This window comes from Bacillus sp. FJAT-22090, from assembly GCF_007676755.1.
GTDB lineage: Bacteria > Bacillota > Bacilli > Bacillales_A > Planococcaceae > Psychrobacillus.
Genome location: NZ_VEBK01000002.1, coordinates 155,876 through 171,877, shown reverse-complemented (window position 1 = coordinate 171,877; position 16,002 = coordinate 155,876). Strand labels below are relative to the sequence as shown.

Genomic DNA, 16,002 nt, shown 5'->3' with positions numbered 1-16,002 from the left:
TATACACTAATTATCGAATGAAATTTAGGTTTTATCGAATGAAAGAATGCTAGTCAGATTGATTGACATAAGTAAATTATTAGAATATTATTAGAGTATGAACAAGTGAAATTGTTTGTGCTCTTTTTACTATATAAGGAGGAGAGAGAATGTGTGAGAAAGAGAGACCTGTGTTTGATGAGAGTGTTGTACTGAAAGATAACGCAATGCTTAGACATCGACCAGATTTGTTTGAAGAATGGGATTTTGAAAAGAATGAAAAGTTGGGACTGGATGTTTATCAGGTTACTAAGGGAAGTGGCAAAAGGGTTTGGTGGGTTTGTAGTATGGATCATAAACACAAATGGTGTACAGCTATATATTGCAGAGTGGGAAGCGAAATGAAAAAAGGGAACAACTGTCCTTATTGCAATGGAAGAGTTACTACTGACAAAAACTCTTTAGCTATGAATAACCCAGAACTGGCAGCACAGTGGCATCCAACATTAAATGGTGAACTTACTCCAAACAATACGGCTGTTAATAGCAACAAAAAAGTTTGGTGGCAATGTAGCAAGTTCTCTGACCACGGATGGAAAGCCAGTGTAAATAGTAGGAATGGGCACGGTTCTGGCTGTGCTATATGCAATGGAAGTGAAGTATTGGCAGGTTTCAACGACATGTGGACTACTAATCCAGAAAAGGCAAAACTGTTGCTATTTAAAGTAGATGGATATAAATATACTCAATGGAGTACTAAGAAAGCAGACTGGAAATGTTCATGTTGTGGAGGACACATAAAAAACAAGGCAATATACACAATTAAAAACAATTTTTTATATTGTAAGGGATGCGCAGATGGTGTATCGTACCCAGAGAAAATAATATATCATTTATTGAAACAATTAAAAATAGACTTTAACCATGATAAACCTTTGAAGTGGTCTCAAAATAAAAGATATGATTTTTATTTGCCGAAATATAAGTTAATAATTGAAGCACATGGCTTACAACACTATCAAAGAGGTTTTAAAGATTTAGGTGGTAGAACATTAGAAGAAGAGATTGAGAATGACTTATTTAAATATGAACTAGCAATAAGTAATGGAGTTTATCATTATCTTAGATTAGACGCTAGAGTCTCTGATTTTGAGTATATTAAAAACAGTGTTGAAGAAAGTGATTTGTTTAGCATACTCGAAATAAAAAGTGTTGATTGGGAGGAGTTAAAAACAAAAGCAGAAAGAAACCTAATGAAGACTGTATGTGAAATTTGGAATGAAGGGAATACGATTACGAAAAGAATAGCTAATGAGACCAGTCTATCGCTCACTACTGTCATAAAATACTTGAAAAGGGGTAATGAAATAGGTTTATGTAAATATGATAAAACAATGACTGTAGCTAATGGAGCAAAGACAATGAGGAAAAAGGTGGTAAAGCTAACGATGGACTATGGCTTTATCTGTGTATATGAGAGTCTTGCAGAAGCATCTAAAATTGAAGGCTTATCTGATTCAACGATTTCTAGATATGTTAATGGGAAAAGAAAAACGACAGGTGGCTTCAAATGGATGTACAAAGAGGACTATGATAAATTAAAGGAGGCGAACTAATTGTCATATTTTTCTACACACAATCATTCATCTTACAGTAACGCAAAAGTTGGACTCGACTCGATAAATCGTATAGATGAAATGATTAAGTATGCTAATGAGATAAAGTTGTCAGGTCTGTGCCTGAGTGATCACGAAATCCTTAGTGGGCACGTTTCTTTCATTCAAGAATACAAAAAACTTAGAGATGCAGGAAAGCTGAATGAAGGCTTCAAGGTAGGTTTAGCCAATGAAATTTATCTCGTTTTTGAAGACTCTTTAGATGAACTAAAAGAAAATCAGTTGAACCGCAATGAGGATTCTCAATTTTTTCATTTTTTGCTTGTCTCTTTAAATCCGAATGGATACTTGCAATTAAAAAAGCTGAGCTCTCTTGCATGGGAAAACAGTTGGAAAGCAGGTCTAGTTGAACGAACTCCTACATTCAAGAAAAATCTTAAGGATATTATTGAAAAAGGAGATGTTGTAGCATCTACAGCATGTTTGGGCGGAGAAGCCAGTCAAATGCTATTGAGAATTAAACGATATACAGAAGAAGGTAACATAGAACGTGTCGAACAATATAAGAAGAGATTGGAGGATTTCATTGACTTCTGTATAGATGTATTTGGCAAAGAGCACTTCTATTTAGAAATTCAGCCATCAAGTAATGAAGAACAAGTATACGTAAATAAAGAACTAATCAAGCTAAGTAAAGAAACAGGGCTAAAATACACCATAGCCACTGATGGACACTATCTAAAGAAGGAAGACAGAGGAATCCATAAAACATACCTACAGTCTCAGAATATGGAACGAGAAGTCGATGCCTTCTATGATGCCACTTATATTATGTCTGAAGATGAAGTTAAAGAGTATTTAATTGAGTATTTAACAGAAGAAGAAATTCAAGCTGGTTTTGATGCAACTATGGAAATCTACAATAAAGTTGAAATGTATGATTTAGCTCAAGATACTGTTGTGCCTGTACCACCAATCCCTGAATTTGATTTTCAACACATTTTAGAACAAGGCTACGATACCTACGAGTATATTAAAAAGTTTGCTATGAGTGAGGATAAAATTGATAGATACTTTCTTCATTTAATCCAAGAGGGATTAGTAGAGAAAATTGTTCGTAAACGTAAAGCAGATAAAGAATATTTTCATATATGTCTAGATAGAATTAATACGGAACTAAAAGAGATTTGGCTAATTTCGGAAAAGTTGCATCAGCGCTTGTCAGCCTATTACGTTTTAGTTAGGGACGTTGTAGTCAATGTAATGTGGGAATCAGGAGATTCAATAGTAGGGGTTTCTAGGGGGTCAGGAGCTGGATTTTTTGTGAATTTTCTAATCGATATCACCCAATTGAATAGCCTTGATTACAATTTACCGCATTTCCGCCACCTAACAGCCGAGCGTCCCGAACTCCCAGATATTGACATTGATACTGAACAGTCCAAACGTGGTCAAATTTTAGAAGCCATGAAGGATAGATATGGCAAAACGCACGTACTAAATATTGCAACTTTTAGTACGGAGGGCAGTCGTTCGGCATTGCTGTCGGCAGCTAGAGGAATGGGGATAGATATAGATGAAGTTAACTATCTCACTACTTTAATCCCTGTAGAGAGAGGTTTTAACTGGAGCCTTAACAAGGTTTTTTTTGGAGGAGACGGAGAAAAACCTGTAAAAGAAATTCTGAATGCCGTTTCCAAATATCCAGGACTGCTTGAAGCCTCAGTAAAAATTGAGGGGCTAATTAAATCACGCAGCGTCCATGCGTCAGGAATTTATGTATTTTCAGGGGACGACGGATATGTTGCTCAAAATGCGATGATGAAGTCTAGTAGCGGTAAAGAAACAACGCAATTTGATATGCAATCGAGTGACTATATGGGGGCACTAAAAATTGATGCATTAACTGTTGAGGGTATGGATCGTATTAGAACTGCAATGGATTTACTAACTGAACATGGTTTTATTGAAGACAAAGGTTCATTAAGAGCTACTTATGAGGCGTATCTACATCCAGATAATCTTGTATATGAAGATGATGAAATGTGGAATAAAGTAGCTAACAATGAAATTCCAGACTTATTCCAATTTGAAACTCCCGTTGGTGGTCAATGTGTTAAAAAAAGTAAGCCTAAATCCATTCCTGAATTAAGTGCAGCTAACAGTCTTATGAGACTAATGTCAGACGGAGAAGAACAACCCATCGATAAATTTGTTCGACATAAAGAAAATATTGGCGATTGGTATAAAGAAATGGACGAATATGGTTTAACTAACGATGAAGTTAAGATTCTTGAGAAACATCTATTACCTGTATATGGTGTGTCTTCTTCACAGGAAGAGATGATGTTGCTTTTAATGGACGAAGATATTTGTGGATTCAGTATAATTGACAGTAATACAGCAAGAAAAGTAGTCGGAAAGAAACTGATGAGCGAAATTCCTAAAATTAAAGATATGGTATTTACACAAGGAGTAGCTAGTCAGAATCTTAGAAGATATGTATGGGAAACTCAAATAGTTCCGCAACTTGGTTATTCTTTCAGTAATATACATTCATCAGGCTATTCGCTTATTGCATTGCAGGAAATGAATACAGCTCATTTTTATCCTCGAATATTTTGGGATGTCTCTTGTTTAACTGTTTCAGCAGGTGCAGATGAAGACAACGAGAATAACAAATCCACGAAATATGGGAAGATAGCAGCAGGAATCGGAAAAATGAAAAGTCATAATGTACAGGTAACATTACCTTTAATAAACCATGCTGGATTCGGATTTACTCCTGATGTGGAAAACAATCGTATTGTCTTTGGATTAAAAGGTATTGTTGGGATAAACGATGAATTAGTCCATGATCTAATAGCTAACAAACCTTACCAATCGTTTGAAGATTTTTATGAGAGAATGTATCAAACTAAAAACGTTCAGAAATCACAGTTGATTCACCTAATCAAAGCTGGTGTTTTCAATGAATTTAATAGTCCACCTGAAATAATGAAACAATTCCTAATCAAAGAAGTAGACGTAAAAGAGAAATTAAATGGTCAAAACCTTCCTAGAATTATTTCATTAGGATTACTAAACACACCAGAGTTGAAACATTATCAAGATTATTATAACTTCCGTAAACATGTCATGAAATCTGTTCATAAAACAGTAGACAAGCCTAAAGATAAAATTTACATCTTAGATGTCTACTCTCAAGTGTTCTTTGAAAATAACTTCAGTTCAGATTCAATAGTAGGTGAACACAGTGGCAAGCTTTTAATTTCTGACAAACTATTCAAAAAGGAATATGATACTAAAATGTTGCCATTAACAGAACTCTATACAGACGAGACGTTTGTCAGACAATATAACGTTGCCCAATTCTACGAGCTATGGACTGCACATGCTAGTGGCACAATAGAGAGCTGGGAAATGGAATCAGTGTCCTTTTATTCTAGTAGACACGAGCTTGAAGATGTAGACTATACTCGTTATGGAATTAGCAACTTCTTTGAACTAGACGAGAATCCAATTGTAACAGAAGAATACGAGTGGCGTGGACGACCTATGAAGAACTATCAATTGTTTAATATAGTCGGGACAGTCTTAGATAAAAATAAAAACAATCATACAATAACAGTTTTGACTCCTGAAGGCGTTGTTGTGGCGAAGATGTATGGTGGATCATTCTCCCATTACGACAAGCGTATTTCAAAAGTAGACAATGGCACAAAGACGGTATTAGAATCTAGTTGGTTTACCCGTTCTAATTTGGTCATGATGACTGGATATCGACGAGACGATCAGTTTGTTCTTAAAGCACCAAAAGGACAACACACAATTAACCTTATTACTGAGGTACGAGAGGATGGAAGTTTAGGTCTACAAAGTGAACGCACTAGAGTATAACTAGTCATTGAGTTCACAATGAGCGTAGGGTTGAGCGTATATATGAATTCTAACAACAAGGATAGCAACAAGAAGAAATTAGTAATAGCAGTGTTAGTAACAATCAGTCTACTAATCTGGGCAATAACCGCCTTAAAAATAATTCAACATAAATCAATTATTATAATTGACAATGAAATTAACGAATGCTATGATAACTGTAACAACTTAGAAGATACTAGATTAGCACTAGATGATTCTTCAATAGTAACTGAAATTCAAAATAATAAACTAGCAAACTATAAAGAGAATTTAGCAGAGAGGAAGATAATAGTAGCTAATAAGCTTGCAGCCGAATTAGAAGCTAAGCGAATTGCTAAGCAGAAAGCTAAAGAAGAAGAAAAGAAGAAGCAAGTTATAGTTAGCCGAGGGAAGCAATTAAATGACAATTGGATTGCATATGAAGCAACTCACTATTCAGCATTCTGTAATACTGGATGCACAGGCACTACAGCTTATGGATACGATGTAAAAAATACGATTTATGAACAAGGATATAGAGTTATAGCCGTTGATCCTAAAAAAATTAAGTTAGGCTCATTAGTAGAGGTAAAAACATCCTACGGAACATTTAAAGCACTTGCTGGAGATACTGGAGGAAATATTAAGGGCTTCAGAATCGACATCTTAGTTGAAAGCGATAAAGTAGCCTATTCATTAGGCAGAGAAAAAGTACAAGTTAGAGTATTAAAATGAACAAAACTAAACTATAAGAATAGAGGACAAATAAAATGACGATTAAAGCACACGAATACCAATATGATATCAATATGATTCTTAACAAAGACAGTGGAAATGGGCTAATTACTAGCTTTGCATTACAATTAGACGACATCTTATCACAGACTAAATTTGAAACACCTGAACAGTTGCGCTTATTAGATGAAACATTTCGATTCTTGCATGACTTAGTACAAGACTAATATGAGAAAACACATCGTAGAGTACACAGGGAAACAATGTAAGACAACTGAAATAAAATGGAATTCATCAAAGCATTACAATATGACACATTTGTATAATACTGTTGACGAAGCATTAGATTATATTGATGATATTGAAGAGATAGTTAGTCGTTTCAATCATTTATCATAAGTAAATTATTATAAAAATAATAAAAAGTGAGGATGAATTATGAAGCATAAAATAGGGGATAAGGCAGTTACTAAAACTGGTTATCATAACTTTGAAATTGGATCAGAATTAATGTTTCAAGGAATGGACTATGATGCATACGATTTAGAGACTTACGTATTTAAAGATAGCACTGGAAGAATTGAATATCTGGTTGCAAGCGAGTTTGAGTGGAAGTAGTCAAATCAAATTCAAGTTTTATTAAGAGGAGGGTTTAGATGACATCTACTTTTAAAGTAATAGTAGCTGGTAGTAGAAACTTTAATGATTATGAATTACTTAAAGAACAGTTATTATTCTATTTACAACGGTACGATTTAACTGAAGTTGAAATTGTATCAGGAGGAGCAAGAGGTGCAGATAAATTAGGAGAACGATTTGCACATGAATTTAATTGTAAATTGTCAGTACAAAACGCTGATTGGGATTCATATGGAAAGTCAGCAGGATATAGACGTAACGCTGAAATGGCAAAGTATTCAGATGGTTGTATTGTATTTTGGGATGGGATAAGCAAAGGAACTAAGCATATGATTGATTTAGCCGAACGAGAAGGGTTAAAAACGATAGTTGTCAAATACCAATAAAACAATTCATTTATTTGAAAATGAGGAGGATAAAGATGAATAGAGAGTTTAAATTTCGCTCATGGCAAGGGAAGACAATGCACTATTTTGATTTTTACGACATTATGAACAGAGGGTTTGACCCAACAGGATATGGAGTTTTTGACGCTGTTAATATGCAATACACAGGAATAAAGGATAAATATGGTGTGGAGATTTATGAAGGTGATATTGTCGATTACGGAGCTTTCGACTTATCGGTTATTAAATACGAGGATGGTACGTATTGGGCTCGTTTAGGACAATATCCTCTAAATGTTGTTCATCGAGATATTGAAGTTAAAGGCAACATATACGAAAACCTTGAGTTATTAACACAATAAAAAGTTAGTTTTATAAGATGAGAGGAGAACTAAATGAAGATAATAATCTCATATATCACTTACTTTGTTTTAATATCAATATTTCTTGATCAGGTAGAACTAAGTGGTTGGGACATGCTTCTATTGTTCGCATCAACTCTATCAGCAGTATACTGTGGGATAACAATTGGAGAAAAGGATAAGAAAGAATCAAAATAGTTGATATAACATAAGTAAACTATTATTATAAAAGGAGATATAAAAATGCATACAATTGATTCTCAGATGTTTGAACTCCACAGTCTAACCGTTAAATCGAATTATTCAGATTGGAACAAAGCAAAGGAGCAGTTAAGTAAGCAGTATCCTTTTAATACTCCATTATATATACACGCGGAAAACCAGCAGCGCTAACGATTGAAGAAATGAAGTATTTGCGTGATTTTATAAATGAGAAAATCGAGTACTTGGAGGCTGAATAATGTATGTCTGAAGCAGTAATTGTGATTTTTATTCTAGTTATAATCTCTTGCCTGTATTTAATTAGTGGTTCTGGAGGAGGCGGTGGAGGGTGCAAAATTAAACCACCAACTACCAAGCCAAGACCTCCAGCACCACCATCACGGTATGTATCCAGAAAAGAATATAGTTGGCTTGATATGGATGCGGAATACTTTGCGTTGGAAGATTTAGATAGAACGCCTGTAAAAATTAAATGGATTAAAAATGGAATAGTTCAATTTGAAAGTGAAAATAATTCACACTGTCTTACATGTGGAGTCGACTCTTTAAGCCAATACGTAACAATTATCAAAAAATAAATACGATTCTAAGCAAGTTAGACGGACAAGTCTTCACAAGTCGAATTCTAAAATGCTTAGAATCGCAATCTCAGCATTTAGAAAATGAAGAAGGAGAAGATTAAATGGTAATTATTTATCTAATAGCAACAATGATCATCAATTACACAGAAAAGACATCACAAGTGATAGAAGGTATTAATACAATTATTCAAAACGACTTAAGTGGAACTGCAATATTTTGGTGGGGATTGTTAATAGTCTTTATTATTGATGCAGTTGTTATTAAGAATTGAAAGTAAAACAAATGCAGGAATTTATTTGGAAAGGAGATAATATTTGAATACTAAAGTTTGTAGTATTTGTAAAGTGGAGAAAGAAATCACGGAATTTTATTCGCAGAAAAAGAAAAGTGTTAAGAAAGGCGAGTATATTTATCATAACCCCTACTGTAAACAATGTACAATTCAAAAAGGAATGAAATGGGAGTCTGAAAACAAAGAAAGGACTCGTGAACGACAAAGAGAAAGAATGAAAAGAAAAGATGTTCAACCATATGTGAAAGAACAAAAGAGAAAGTACGTGGAAGCAGGAAAACATAAAATTTGGCAAAGTAAAAACAAAGATAAAATGAGTGCATACGGTAGAAAGCGGAATCAGAATAAAACTCATGAAATATCAAAAGAAGAATGGAAAAATTGTAAAGACTATTTTAACTATAAATGTGCTTACTGCGAACTTTCAGTAGATAAACACTATCGCCTATGGTATGGCGAAATGAAACAATTTGATTTGCATAGAGAGCACGTAGATCATACAGGGAGTAATAAGTTAGATAACTGTGTTCCATCATGCCATTTTTGTAATTCTAGTAAACGAGAATACAGTTTAGAAGAATGGTATAACAAAGATAACCCTAATTTTAGCCAAGAAAGATTAGACAAGATAATTAAATGGCTGAATGATGATTATAAATTATATATGAAATTATAATAAAAAATTCCTTTTATAAGGAGTAGGAAGTGGATAGTTATGAAGATTGAAAAAGCCGATGACTTTAAGAAAATGAAACCTTCAGAGTTTAGTGAGAGATATTTCAATGTTAAATTGTATCCTTATCAAAGATTTATTATTGATAATTACGATAAGATGAGCAAATTAAAGAGAAGAGTATTCAAATAAAAGCAACTATCGTTAAAAAAGGAAGAATTAATCATGAGTAAAACAATGAGTCTCAAAGGTGGACTAATTATGTACGCTGGTTTTGGTGAACGATATCAATCAGATGAATCGCAAGAAGGAAGAAAAGTAATTTATCTACAAAAGAATGGGTTCGATCATCAGGAATACGCCAATGAGTATTTTAAGAAAAATGACATACTAACTATCAAGGAAATATATGTAGGGAGAAGTAGCACTGAAGTGGAATTCGTTGAGTACCCAAATAAAAGATTTAATACTGTTATGTTTGCTGACTTAAATGCAGGCGGCTATGTAAGAAATACTGGTGAGATACTTGCTGAACTCCACAATGATTTTGTTTTACCTAAAAAGGACGCTGAAAAGTTTTTAGATACCACTAAAATAATTGAGAAACTGAATACTTTAGATAGTGCTAATTTATATAAAATCAAATGAAAGCAACCATTTATTATAATTAAATAAGAAGCGGAGGATTAGAATGAATATATTATTTTTTTGTTTCCTATTATACATGGGAACAGGATTTTGCTTCATGATGGATTTAGCTCGAAAGATCGATAGTGGAACCCATACTCATTTTATTAAGGGCGATATTGTTATGGCAACTATCTTTTTACCATTTACACTTATTCTTTTTGTTATTATGATATTTGTATTTTCATTTCAAGTCGCTATGAGACAACTAAAAACTAATAGAATAAACAATTGGTGGAATTCACCAATCAGAATTAAGAAATGAGGAAGAATATGATCAATATAGAAAAGAAACTAAAAGATTTGTACGAATCATACTACGCCGAACTCTTGTCTTGTCCATATAACGATAAAGAAAGGCTTCATTATATATGTGGAAAACAACAATCACTCGAAGAATTAGCAAATGCAACAGGAATAGAGTTAGAGCACAAAAATATCCTTACATTTACTACTGAAGTAGCTAATATTGAGGATGATCTGACTAAATTAGAAATAGAGACAGATAAGGCATGAAAAAACAATACGTATTAAACGAAGATGAGTATTTATTGGTTTGTAATAGTTTAGAGCAGCTAGATATTGAAATGGGTTCTCTTCACAATAAATTGTTTATAGATGGAAATGAAGAACTCAAAAGTCAACTATATCGAATGTCAAAAAGCATTAAAAAACTTATGTATGATTTTGAATGGATTGATTAAAGGTAAGCATGGGGCTTGTATGAGAGGGCGTGGCTGTTTGCAAGAGGAGAAACTGTTTGTAATTAAATGCGGTGGCAAATATGTAAAGTTTAATTTGGATGGTTCTATGAGAGGATCGAAAATGTACGGAGCTACTATGACAGAAAGCTATTTACGAAAGCTTCCATTCAGTGTTGAGTTAGCAGTAGCAAGTGGAATTATTACAATAGAAGAAGTGCCAGCAATTAGCTATAAATAAAATGAGGGTTTTAATGTAACTAAAAATGAGGAGGAAATTAAAATGTCACACCTACTTAAAGAAAAGAGAACAAAAGAAGAATTGAAATCATATTTAGAAGACAAGACGGATGACTACATTTTAGAACAATATGCACTATCTCGAAATGCTTTTGAGGAGGACGTTAAGAAAGGTCGGTATAGTGAACACGCTGAAAATGTAAGAGCTACGCTCAAACTCATAATTCTAAGACGTATGGCGAGGTGAAAAAATGAGTTTATATCCAGTGCGATCAATTCAAACTTGTTCAAATTGTAAGGAACATTTCCTATATGTAGGTAATACACTTGATGTTCCTGTTGATGTAAAATGTGATGCCTGCAATAATCCATTCTTTAAAGGCTATAAGTATAAACAATGGTTCAATACTGAAAAGGATCAGGACGAATGAAACAACTATTAAAGAAGCTATTGATTGCAGTGGTAATCTTTATTATTGCAACAGTTTTATTTCTTGCTGCGATAGTGAAATTGCCTCACATGAGTAATGCACAGATGTATATCTTGATTGGTATTTATTTGGTAATATCACAAATTGGCTTTGCTTTTGATAGAGACATCAAATAAAACGAAGTTTTCGTTCGATGTGGAGGTGAGGAAATGGGAAAGAATAATATAGAAATATTAGAAGAATACGCAGTAATGACCATAGTATCTGAAACTCATGGCACATTCAAAATTAAAGTAGACTTGGAAGACGTTGAAAAAATCCAACAAGTAAAATGGAGTGTAAACCATTTAAACAAAAAGAAGTATTATGTTGTAACAGGAAAGGGAATACTGTTGCACAGGTTAATTATGGATGCCCCTAAAGGAAAAGACATTGATCATATTTATGGCGACACAATGGACAATAGAAAGTCACAGTTAAGAATATGCGACAGGAAACAAAACATGAGCAACTCTAAACATTACGCTAATAATACAAGCGGTCATAGAGGAGTCACATGGAATAAAACAGTAGGAAAATGGATGGCTTATATCATGGTGAATTATAAGCATAAGAACTTAGGCTATTATGTAAACAAAGAAGATGCTATCAATGCCAGAAAACAGGCAGATGAAAAGTATTTAGATTATAAGAATAGCTTACCTGAAGAGAATGTAAATTAATAACATGAATAAACTATTAATTATTAAGGGGTGTTGGTATGAAGGACTTTCATTTTAAGAATATCGGAATAGGATTGAATTATGGTACAACCGATACTGATGAAGAAGATGTTATTTATATAGAAACAGACGGAAAATATTCTGGTGATGGGAACATTATAGCTGTAACAATAGAAGAAGCTGAAATGATTTCAAACGAGCTAATGAAATTTGTGAATTTGTTTAAACAATAATCAAACGAAATTTCCATTTTATACAGAGTGAGGTGATACTAACTTGACTAAGAAGCTTATCATTAAGGAATTATGGTTGTTAGATAAAAACGGTAATAGGAAAATAAAACTGACTCCTTTAAGTGAAGGTGAAATACCTAGTCTCGTTATCAAAGAAGATATTAGAGGTGGTTACGGAAATATTAAAGAAAATAGATAAAATGCGAGTATTACACTTATGAGGTGATAACATGGCGAAGCAAGATTTGTTTAATTGCGAATATATTTTCACTATGAAATGCATTGATCAAGAAAATAAAGATTGTGACAAATGCCCATTAAAGTCATGTAACAATTGCGATAATAATTGGAGTAGTCATGTATGTAATCAATGTAGATTTAACAAAGATTGATGAAACTTTTATTTCAACTGGCTATAAATAAATTATTAAAAGGAGGAAAATAAATGATAAAAGAAAACTATTTCCCTAAAGACTGGGACGATTTCACAAATTATCTGACAGAACTAGAAGAGCAAACTCATGGTTACAATTCAATAGCAGATGCTTTAACATTAAGCACAGTTGCATTCTTTAATTATTTTGCAAGCAAACATGGTATGACAGGATTTCAAGCATCGTGGTCAGGATTGCAATTTATTAAAACTACAAGAAACATAGATGCTCCATTCATGATTGTGGATTCATCCAAGCTACTGTATCCACAATATGATTTAGAAAAAGACGTTCATGAGTTTTTAGAGAATAGTAAAAAAGAATTGGCTGCTAAGGCTAGAGAGAACTTGAAAGACGTGGATAAACATACAAACTCAAAAGTAATTGAGAGATGGAAAGAAATAGCTGAGTACAACGAAGAGTCATAATTTAAAATAACGTATCTATATCAGGGGGCAAAAAATGGATAATAGAAGAACAGAAGTCTATATAAATGGAGAATGGAAAGAGATTAACTTCCAAGAGTTAAAAAAGGGAGATAATTTTAGAATGTTCGAATCTACTGGGGAAGAAGTTTTAGATTTAAGTGGCTCTACTGTCTTTCACGCAACTAGTGACTCTTATTTAAATGAAGACAAGGTATGGCAAATAAACAAAGCTTGAAGATGAAGTTAAAACACTATATATAGTAATAGTATTTTACTGTAACACTATATATAGGAATGAAAAGTGAATAAAATAACACTTTTATTGGAGGAATTTAAGATGAATAAATTTGCTAGTGACAATCCCTGGATGGTATTCTGGTTAATCGTAATTGCACTTTTTATGGCAGACAGTATCATTGAGCACATTGCTAGAATATTTTACTAAACAAATAGAATAAGGAGGTGGCTACAATCTTAAAGCCTCATACAGTTGTAAGAATAATAGGAATACCAAGATTGATTGAATTCACGCTAGATCATGCTACAATTGTTTATTGGAGCGTTCCTGTTATAATGGAAAGCCATAAGAGCAAGCTTTATGAATCAACAGTCACATTTGAAACACTTGAAAAAGCAGAAAAACTAAAAGTTGGAGATGAATTTCTTCGATGAAAGCAGGTAATTAAGTGTACGGAGAAGATATGGAATTAGAAAATGTAGAACGAATTGAGCGCCAATTAATACAAAAGCATGGTCAATTATCGGCTTCACTAACAAACAGCTTTACTTCTATTAAGGAGAATTTACGGTTGTACTTAATTGATGATGTATTACTGAATCGTATAAATGAAGAGATGTATGCAGCAAGTCTTCTTGAAGACATAAAAGAAGTGGAAATAAAGGTAAAACAATTATCTAGTACATTTTGGGATTAGAAGAAACATATTCATTGACATGAATAAATTATTATAATAAACTACTAGTATAACAATTGAAAAAGGAGAATGACACATGCAAAATTTAGTTGAAGTGTATCAAAAAGCAACACAACAATTACAACAAGTTGTTTCTCAAACTCCAGAGCGAATTAAAGTGCTGAATGAAATTATCAGTCGTGCAGACTTAGAAGTACAAGATTTATTACACCTAGCAGAATTAGATACATTCAATGCAGCAGAGGGCTATCATATCGCAAATCAAATTAAGAAAGCCAGAGTTAAACGCAGACAAGCAAAAGATGAAATGGATATGCTTTCTTCTATTAAAGCAATAATAAATCAGAATTCCAAACTTGAACCACATGTTCAAGGAATACAGAAAAGTATTAGCACACACGTTGGTCAAAAATCAAGACGAACCTATACTGCTAGAGTACGCACAGATCTGATGGTGCGTTTCAATAAATGCAACATAACTAAATTATAAAAATGAGGTGTTAAAATGAATCTAGCGTTTATATCAGAAGCTGGAGGAGGAAAGGACTTTTTAGCTGAATATGCTATTAAGAAATATGGATTCACACGATATGCATTTGCAGACCACGTTAAGAATGTAGCTAAAGTTTGGTTCCCTCATCTATATGGAGATGGCACGTCAAAGAATAGGCAGCTACTTCAAGCAATTGGAACGAAGTTTAGAGAAATTGATGCAGAAGTTTGGATTAAGAAGATGTTTCAAGACATCGACGCAGAAGCTGACATGAGAAGAAAATTAAAGTACAGTAAAGAATTCATCGTTGTAACTGATTGTCGTATGCCAAATGAGTATCAAGCATTGAAGGATAAAGGATTCACATTCATTCGTGTTCAAACAGATGAAGCTGTCAGACAAGCTAGAATGATAGGAAGAGGTGACACATTTTCTAATAAGGACATGAAGCATCATACTGAAACCTTCTATGATCAATTTAAATGTGATTATACCATAAGCAACAATGGAACAGTAGAAGAAGCATATGAATCATTAGATAGAATAATTGATGAGCTTTTAGATAAGAAGGTGACAGCATGAGTCAATTACTCGCTACATTCCTAACTCTAACTATTTTCAACTTTGTTATCGCAGGGGCTTATCGGTTGCGATACGAAAGAGAAATAAAGAAGAAAACTGTAACATCTAATCAGCTTGATAGATTGGTAACATTAGAGCAAATTTACACATTCTTTGGGATTGTTTGTTTAGTTGTAACGCTGATTATGTATAGCACGAGCCATGTATAAAGGAGGATAAGATGGAAAATATTTATGAGAAGATGTGGAAAGATAATAAGAAATGGTTTGATAGCTCTTTAATCTATTATACCAATTTACTTCAAAGCTACAGCCCAGATGTTAATCCAGACTTTCATAGGGTAGCCAATCTGCAAGGAATGTTTCAATTTCTAGTGGATAAATTGAACCGTGATGAAAAGATAAATGCTGAGAAGATAGAAGAGTATGAGAATAGGAGTGATTAAGTGGAATACCATAGTCAACAAGATAGAGCTAATCGAATGGTAGAACGGACAATGGAATTGGTATTAATTCAAGTTGATAGCGCAAAGGACGAACTAGAACATTTAGCTATGCTTATTGGGGAAATTGAAAATGAAAAATTGCGAGATAAGATGGACAAGTATGTAGATAAAGCGATGAGGTATTTGGATCAGATTTGATTTAATTCAAGCTGATTAATATAAATCGAACATAAGTAAATTATTATAATGAATAACTGGTGGTGAGTGTTATGTAATGGGAAGTGG

General features: G+C 33.4%; 30 protein-coding genes. All 30 read left to right on the top strand.

Annotated elements, in window-relative coordinates; all coding sequences use genetic code 11:
* The first annotated feature begins 149 nt into the window (after nt 1-149).
* The 30 genes from FS486_RS03430 to FS486_RS03315 all read left to right on the top strand — a co-directional run bounded on the left by FS486_RS03430 (nt 150) and on the right by FS486_RS03315 (nt 15,915).
* A complete protein-coding gene (locus FS486_RS03430; protein ID WP_144509862.1) occupies nt 150-1,595 on the top strand; it encodes a zinc-ribbon domain-containing protein in 1,446 nt (481 codons plus the stop codon).
* Entirely contained in the window at nt 1,596-5,495 is a 3,900-nt protein-coding gene (locus tag FS486_RS03425; RefSeq protein WP_144509861.1) for a PHP domain-containing protein, read from the top strand.
* Nucleotides 5,496-5,537: 42 nt separating this feature from the next.
* Nucleotides 5,538-6,230: a 3D domain-containing protein gene (locus FS486_RS03420; RefSeq protein WP_186321329.1), complete on the top strand. Its 693-nt coding sequence runs from the start codon at nt 5,538-5,540 to the stop codon at nt 6,228-6,230.
* A 35-nt stretch (nt 6,231-6,265) separates the two neighbouring features.
* The gene (locus tag FS486_RS03415) at nt 6,266-6,457 is read left to right on the top strand and encodes a hypothetical protein (protein ID WP_144509859.1); all 192 of its coding nucleotides are present in this window, start codon (nt 6,266-6,268) and stop codon (nt 6,455-6,457) included.
* Between the two features lies 1 nt (nt 6,458).
* Nucleotides 6,459-6,629 carry a hypothetical protein gene (locus tag FS486_RS19975; RefSeq protein ID WP_186321328.1) on the top strand — a complete coding sequence of 57 codons (171 nt, stop codon included), beginning with the start codon at nt 6,459-6,461 and terminating at the stop codon, nt 6,627-6,629.
* A 39-nt stretch (nt 6,630-6,668) separates the two neighbouring features.
* Nucleotides 6,669-6,848 (top strand): hypothetical protein, encoded by a 180-nt coding sequence (locus FS486_RS03410; RefSeq protein ID WP_144509858.1) that lies wholly within the window; start codon nt 6,669-6,671, stop codon nt 6,846-6,848.
* 38 nt (nt 6,849-6,886) lie between these two features.
* On the top strand, nt 6,887-7,255 hold the full coding sequence (locus FS486_RS03405; protein ID WP_144509857.1) for a DUF2493 domain-containing protein: 369 nt from the start codon (nt 6,887-6,889) through the stop codon (nt 7,253-7,255).
* Nucleotides 7,256-7,290: 35 nt separating this feature from the next.
* On the top strand, nt 7,291-7,617 hold the full coding sequence (locus FS486_RS03400; protein WP_186321327.1) for a YopX family protein: 327 nt from the start codon (nt 7,291-7,293) through the stop codon (nt 7,615-7,617).
* A gap of 243 nt (nt 7,618-7,860) precedes the next feature.
* Nucleotides 7,861-8,010: a hypothetical protein gene (locus FS486_RS19970; protein WP_186321326.1), complete on the top strand. Its 150-nt coding sequence runs from the start codon at nt 7,861-7,863 to the stop codon at nt 8,008-8,010.
* Nucleotides 8,011-8,081: 71 nt separating this feature from the next.
* The gene (locus tag FS486_RS03395) at nt 8,082-8,417 is read left to right on the top strand and encodes a hypothetical protein (protein ID WP_144509855.1); all 336 of its coding nucleotides are present in this window, start codon (nt 8,082-8,084) and stop codon (nt 8,415-8,417) included.
* A gap of 104 nt (nt 8,418-8,521) precedes the next feature.
* Entirely contained in the window at nt 8,522-8,692 is a 171-nt protein-coding gene (locus FS486_RS19965; protein ID WP_186321325.1) for a hypothetical protein, read from the top strand.
* 43 nt (nt 8,693-8,735) lie between these two features.
* Nucleotides 8,736-9,389 (top strand): HNH endonuclease, encoded by a 654-nt coding sequence (locus tag FS486_RS03390; protein ID WP_144509854.1) that lies wholly within the window; start codon nt 8,736-8,738, stop codon nt 9,387-9,389.
* Nucleotides 9,390-9,428: 39 nt separating this feature from the next.
* The gene (locus tag FS486_RS19960; RefSeq protein ID WP_186321324.1) at nt 9,429-9,578 is read left to right on the top strand and encodes a hypothetical protein; all 150 of its coding nucleotides are present in this window, start codon (nt 9,429-9,431) and stop codon (nt 9,576-9,578) included.
* Nucleotides 9,579-9,611: 33 nt separating this feature from the next.
* The gene (locus tag FS486_RS19955) at nt 9,612-10,034 is read left to right on the top strand and encodes a hypothetical protein (RefSeq protein ID WP_186321323.1); all 423 of its coding nucleotides are present in this window, start codon (nt 9,612-9,614) and stop codon (nt 10,032-10,034) included.
* Between the two features lie 312 nt (nt 10,035-10,346).
* Entirely contained in the window at nt 10,347-10,589 is a 243-nt protein-coding gene (locus FS486_RS03380; protein WP_144509853.1) for a hypothetical protein, read from the top strand.
* Nucleotides 10,586-10,777, top strand: coding sequence for a hypothetical protein (locus FS486_RS03375; RefSeq protein WP_144509852.1), 192 nt, complete (start codon nt 10,586-10,588; stop codon nt 10,775-10,777). Before FS486_RS03380 ends, FS486_RS03375 begins: the two co-directional genes overlap by 4 nt.
* A 280-nt stretch (nt 10,778-11,057) precedes the next feature.
* Nucleotides 11,058-11,261, top strand: a complete 204-nt coding sequence (locus FS486_RS03370; protein ID WP_144509851.1) for a hypothetical protein — start codon at nt 11,058-11,060, stop codon at nt 11,259-11,261.
* 180 nt (nt 11,262-11,441) lie between these two features.
* Nucleotides 11,442-11,621, top strand: a complete 180-nt coding sequence (locus tag FS486_RS03365) for a hypothetical protein (RefSeq protein WP_144509850.1) — start codon at nt 11,442-11,444, stop codon at nt 11,619-11,621.
* A 33-nt stretch (nt 11,622-11,654) separates the two neighbouring features.
* Nucleotides 11,655-12,167, top strand: coding sequence for an AP2 domain-containing protein (locus tag FS486_RS03360; RefSeq protein WP_144509849.1), 513 nt, complete (start codon nt 11,655-11,657; stop codon nt 12,165-12,167).
* 38 nt (nt 12,168-12,205) lie between these two features.
* Complete coding sequence (locus tag FS486_RS03355) at nt 12,206-12,400, top strand: hypothetical protein (protein ID WP_144509848.1); 195 nt, start codon at nt 12,206-12,208, stop codon at nt 12,398-12,400.
* A gap of 43 nt (nt 12,401-12,443) precedes the next feature.
* Complete coding sequence (locus FS486_RS19950) at nt 12,444-12,599, top strand: hypothetical protein (protein WP_186321322.1); 156 nt, start codon at nt 12,444-12,446, stop codon at nt 12,597-12,599.
* Nucleotides 12,600-12,845: 246 nt separating this feature from the next.
* Nucleotides 12,846-13,262 carry a hypothetical protein gene (locus FS486_RS03350; RefSeq protein ID WP_144509847.1) on the top strand — a complete coding sequence of 139 codons (417 nt, stop codon included), beginning with the start codon at nt 12,846-12,848 and terminating at the stop codon, nt 13,260-13,262.
* Nucleotides 13,263-13,296: 34 nt separating this feature from the next.
* Nucleotides 13,297-13,497, top strand: a complete 201-nt coding sequence (locus FS486_RS03345; RefSeq protein WP_144509846.1) for a hypothetical protein — start codon at nt 13,297-13,299, stop codon at nt 13,495-13,497.
* A gap of 281 nt (nt 13,498-13,778) precedes the next feature.
* The gene (locus FS486_RS19945) at nt 13,779-13,934 is read left to right on the top strand and encodes a hypothetical protein (RefSeq protein WP_186321321.1); all 156 of its coding nucleotides are present in this window, start codon (nt 13,779-13,781) and stop codon (nt 13,932-13,934) included.
* A gap of 14 nt (nt 13,935-13,948) precedes the next feature.
* On the top strand, nt 13,949-14,197 hold the full coding sequence (locus FS486_RS03340; protein ID WP_144509845.1) for a hypothetical protein: 249 nt from the start codon (nt 13,949-13,951) through the stop codon (nt 14,195-14,197).
* A gap of 76 nt (nt 14,198-14,273) precedes the next feature.
* Nucleotides 14,274-14,687: a hypothetical protein gene (locus FS486_RS03335; protein ID WP_144509844.1), complete on the top strand. Its 414-nt coding sequence runs from the start codon at nt 14,274-14,276 to the stop codon at nt 14,685-14,687.
* A gap of 15 nt (nt 14,688-14,702) precedes the next feature.
* Nucleotides 14,703-15,272: a deoxynucleotide monophosphate kinase family protein gene (locus tag FS486_RS03330; protein WP_144509843.1), complete on the top strand. Its 570-nt coding sequence runs from the start codon at nt 14,703-14,705 to the stop codon at nt 15,270-15,272.
* Nucleotides 15,269-15,481: a hypothetical protein gene (locus FS486_RS03325; RefSeq protein WP_144509842.1), complete on the top strand. Its 213-nt coding sequence runs from the start codon at nt 15,269-15,271 to the stop codon at nt 15,479-15,481. The genes FS486_RS03330 and FS486_RS03325 overlap by 4 nt, the downstream gene beginning before the upstream one ends.
* A gap of 11 nt (nt 15,482-15,492) precedes the next feature.
* On the top strand, nt 15,493-15,717 hold the full coding sequence (locus FS486_RS03320; protein WP_144509841.1) for a hypothetical protein: 225 nt from the start codon (nt 15,493-15,495) through the stop codon (nt 15,715-15,717).
* Nucleotides 15,718-15,915, top strand: coding sequence for a hypothetical protein (locus tag FS486_RS03315; RefSeq protein ID WP_144509840.1), 198 nt, complete (start codon nt 15,718-15,720; stop codon nt 15,913-15,915).
* Nucleotides 15,916-16,002 lie beyond the last annotated feature (87 nt).

What these genes read in the sequence shown, in the direction of transcription:
- FS486_RS03430 (WP_144509862.1), top strand. Translation starts at nt 150, where the DNA reads ATGTGTGAGAAAGAGAGACCTGTGTTTGATGAGAGTGTTGTACTGAAA.
- FS486_RS03420 (WP_186321329.1), top strand. Translation starts at nt 5,538, where the DNA reads ATGAATTCTAACAACAAGGATAGCAACAAGAAGAAATTAGTAATAGCA.
- FS486_RS03415 (WP_144509859.1), top strand. Translation starts at nt 6,266, where the DNA reads ATGACGATTAAAGCACACGAATACCAATATGATATCAATATGATTCTT.
- FS486_RS19975 (WP_186321328.1), top strand. Translation starts at nt 6,459, where the DNA reads ATGAGAAAACACATCGTAGAGTACACAGGGAAACAATGTAAGACAACT.
- FS486_RS03410 (WP_144509858.1), top strand. Translation starts at nt 6,669, where the DNA reads ATGAAGCATAAAATAGGGGATAAGGCAGTTACTAAAACTGGTTATCAT.
- FS486_RS03405 (WP_144509857.1), top strand. Translation starts at nt 6,887, where the DNA reads ATGACATCTACTTTTAAAGTAATAGTAGCTGGTAGTAGAAACTTTAAT.
- FS486_RS03400 (WP_186321327.1), top strand. Translation starts at nt 7,291, where the DNA reads ATGAATAGAGAGTTTAAATTTCGCTCATGGCAAGGGAAGACAATGCAC.
- FS486_RS19970 (WP_186321326.1), top strand. Translation starts at nt 7,861, where the DNA reads ATGCATACAATTGATTCTCAGATGTTTGAACTCCACAGTCTAACCGTT.
- FS486_RS03395 (WP_144509855.1), top strand. Translation starts at nt 8,082, where the DNA reads ATGTCTGAAGCAGTAATTGTGATTTTTATTCTAGTTATAATCTCTTGC.
- FS486_RS19965 (WP_186321325.1), top strand. Translation starts at nt 8,522, where the DNA reads ATGGTAATTATTTATCTAATAGCAACAATGATCATCAATTACACAGAA.
- FS486_RS19960 (WP_186321324.1), top strand. Translation starts at nt 9,429, where the DNA reads ATGAAGATTGAAAAAGCCGATGACTTTAAGAAAATGAAACCTTCAGAG.
- FS486_RS19955 (WP_186321323.1), top strand. Translation starts at nt 9,612, where the DNA reads ATGAGTAAAACAATGAGTCTCAAAGGTGGACTAATTATGTACGCTGGT.
- FS486_RS03380 (WP_144509853.1), top strand. Translation starts at nt 10,347, where the DNA reads ATGATCAATATAGAAAAGAAACTAAAAGATTTGTACGAATCATACTAC.
- FS486_RS03375 (WP_144509852.1), top strand. Translation starts at nt 10,586, where the DNA reads ATGAAAAAACAATACGTATTAAACGAAGATGAGTATTTATTGGTTTGT.
- FS486_RS03370 (WP_144509851.1), top strand. Translation starts at nt 11,058, where the DNA reads ATGTCACACCTACTTAAAGAAAAGAGAACAAAAGAAGAATTGAAATCA.
- FS486_RS03365 (WP_144509850.1), top strand. Translation starts at nt 11,442, where the DNA reads ATGAAACAACTATTAAAGAAGCTATTGATTGCAGTGGTAATCTTTATT.
- FS486_RS03360 (WP_144509849.1), top strand. Translation starts at nt 11,655, where the DNA reads ATGGGAAAGAATAATATAGAAATATTAGAAGAATACGCAGTAATGACC.
- FS486_RS03355 (WP_144509848.1), top strand. Translation starts at nt 12,206, where the DNA reads ATGAAGGACTTTCATTTTAAGAATATCGGAATAGGATTGAATTATGGT.
- FS486_RS03350 (WP_144509847.1), top strand. Translation starts at nt 12,846, where the DNA reads ATGATAAAAGAAAACTATTTCCCTAAAGACTGGGACGATTTCACAAAT.
- FS486_RS03345 (WP_144509846.1), top strand. Translation starts at nt 13,297, where the DNA reads ATGGATAATAGAAGAACAGAAGTCTATATAAATGGAGAATGGAAAGAG.
- FS486_RS03335 (WP_144509844.1), top strand. Translation starts at nt 14,274, where the DNA reads ATGCAAAATTTAGTTGAAGTGTATCAAAAAGCAACACAACAATTACAA.
- FS486_RS03330 (WP_144509843.1), top strand. Translation starts at nt 14,703, where the DNA reads ATGAATCTAGCGTTTATATCAGAAGCTGGAGGAGGAAAGGACTTTTTA.
- FS486_RS03325 (WP_144509842.1), top strand. Translation starts at nt 15,269, where the DNA reads ATGAGTCAATTACTCGCTACATTCCTAACTCTAACTATTTTCAACTTT.
- FS486_RS03320 (WP_144509841.1), top strand. Translation starts at nt 15,493, where the DNA reads ATGGAAAATATTTATGAGAAGATGTGGAAAGATAATAAGAAATGGTTT.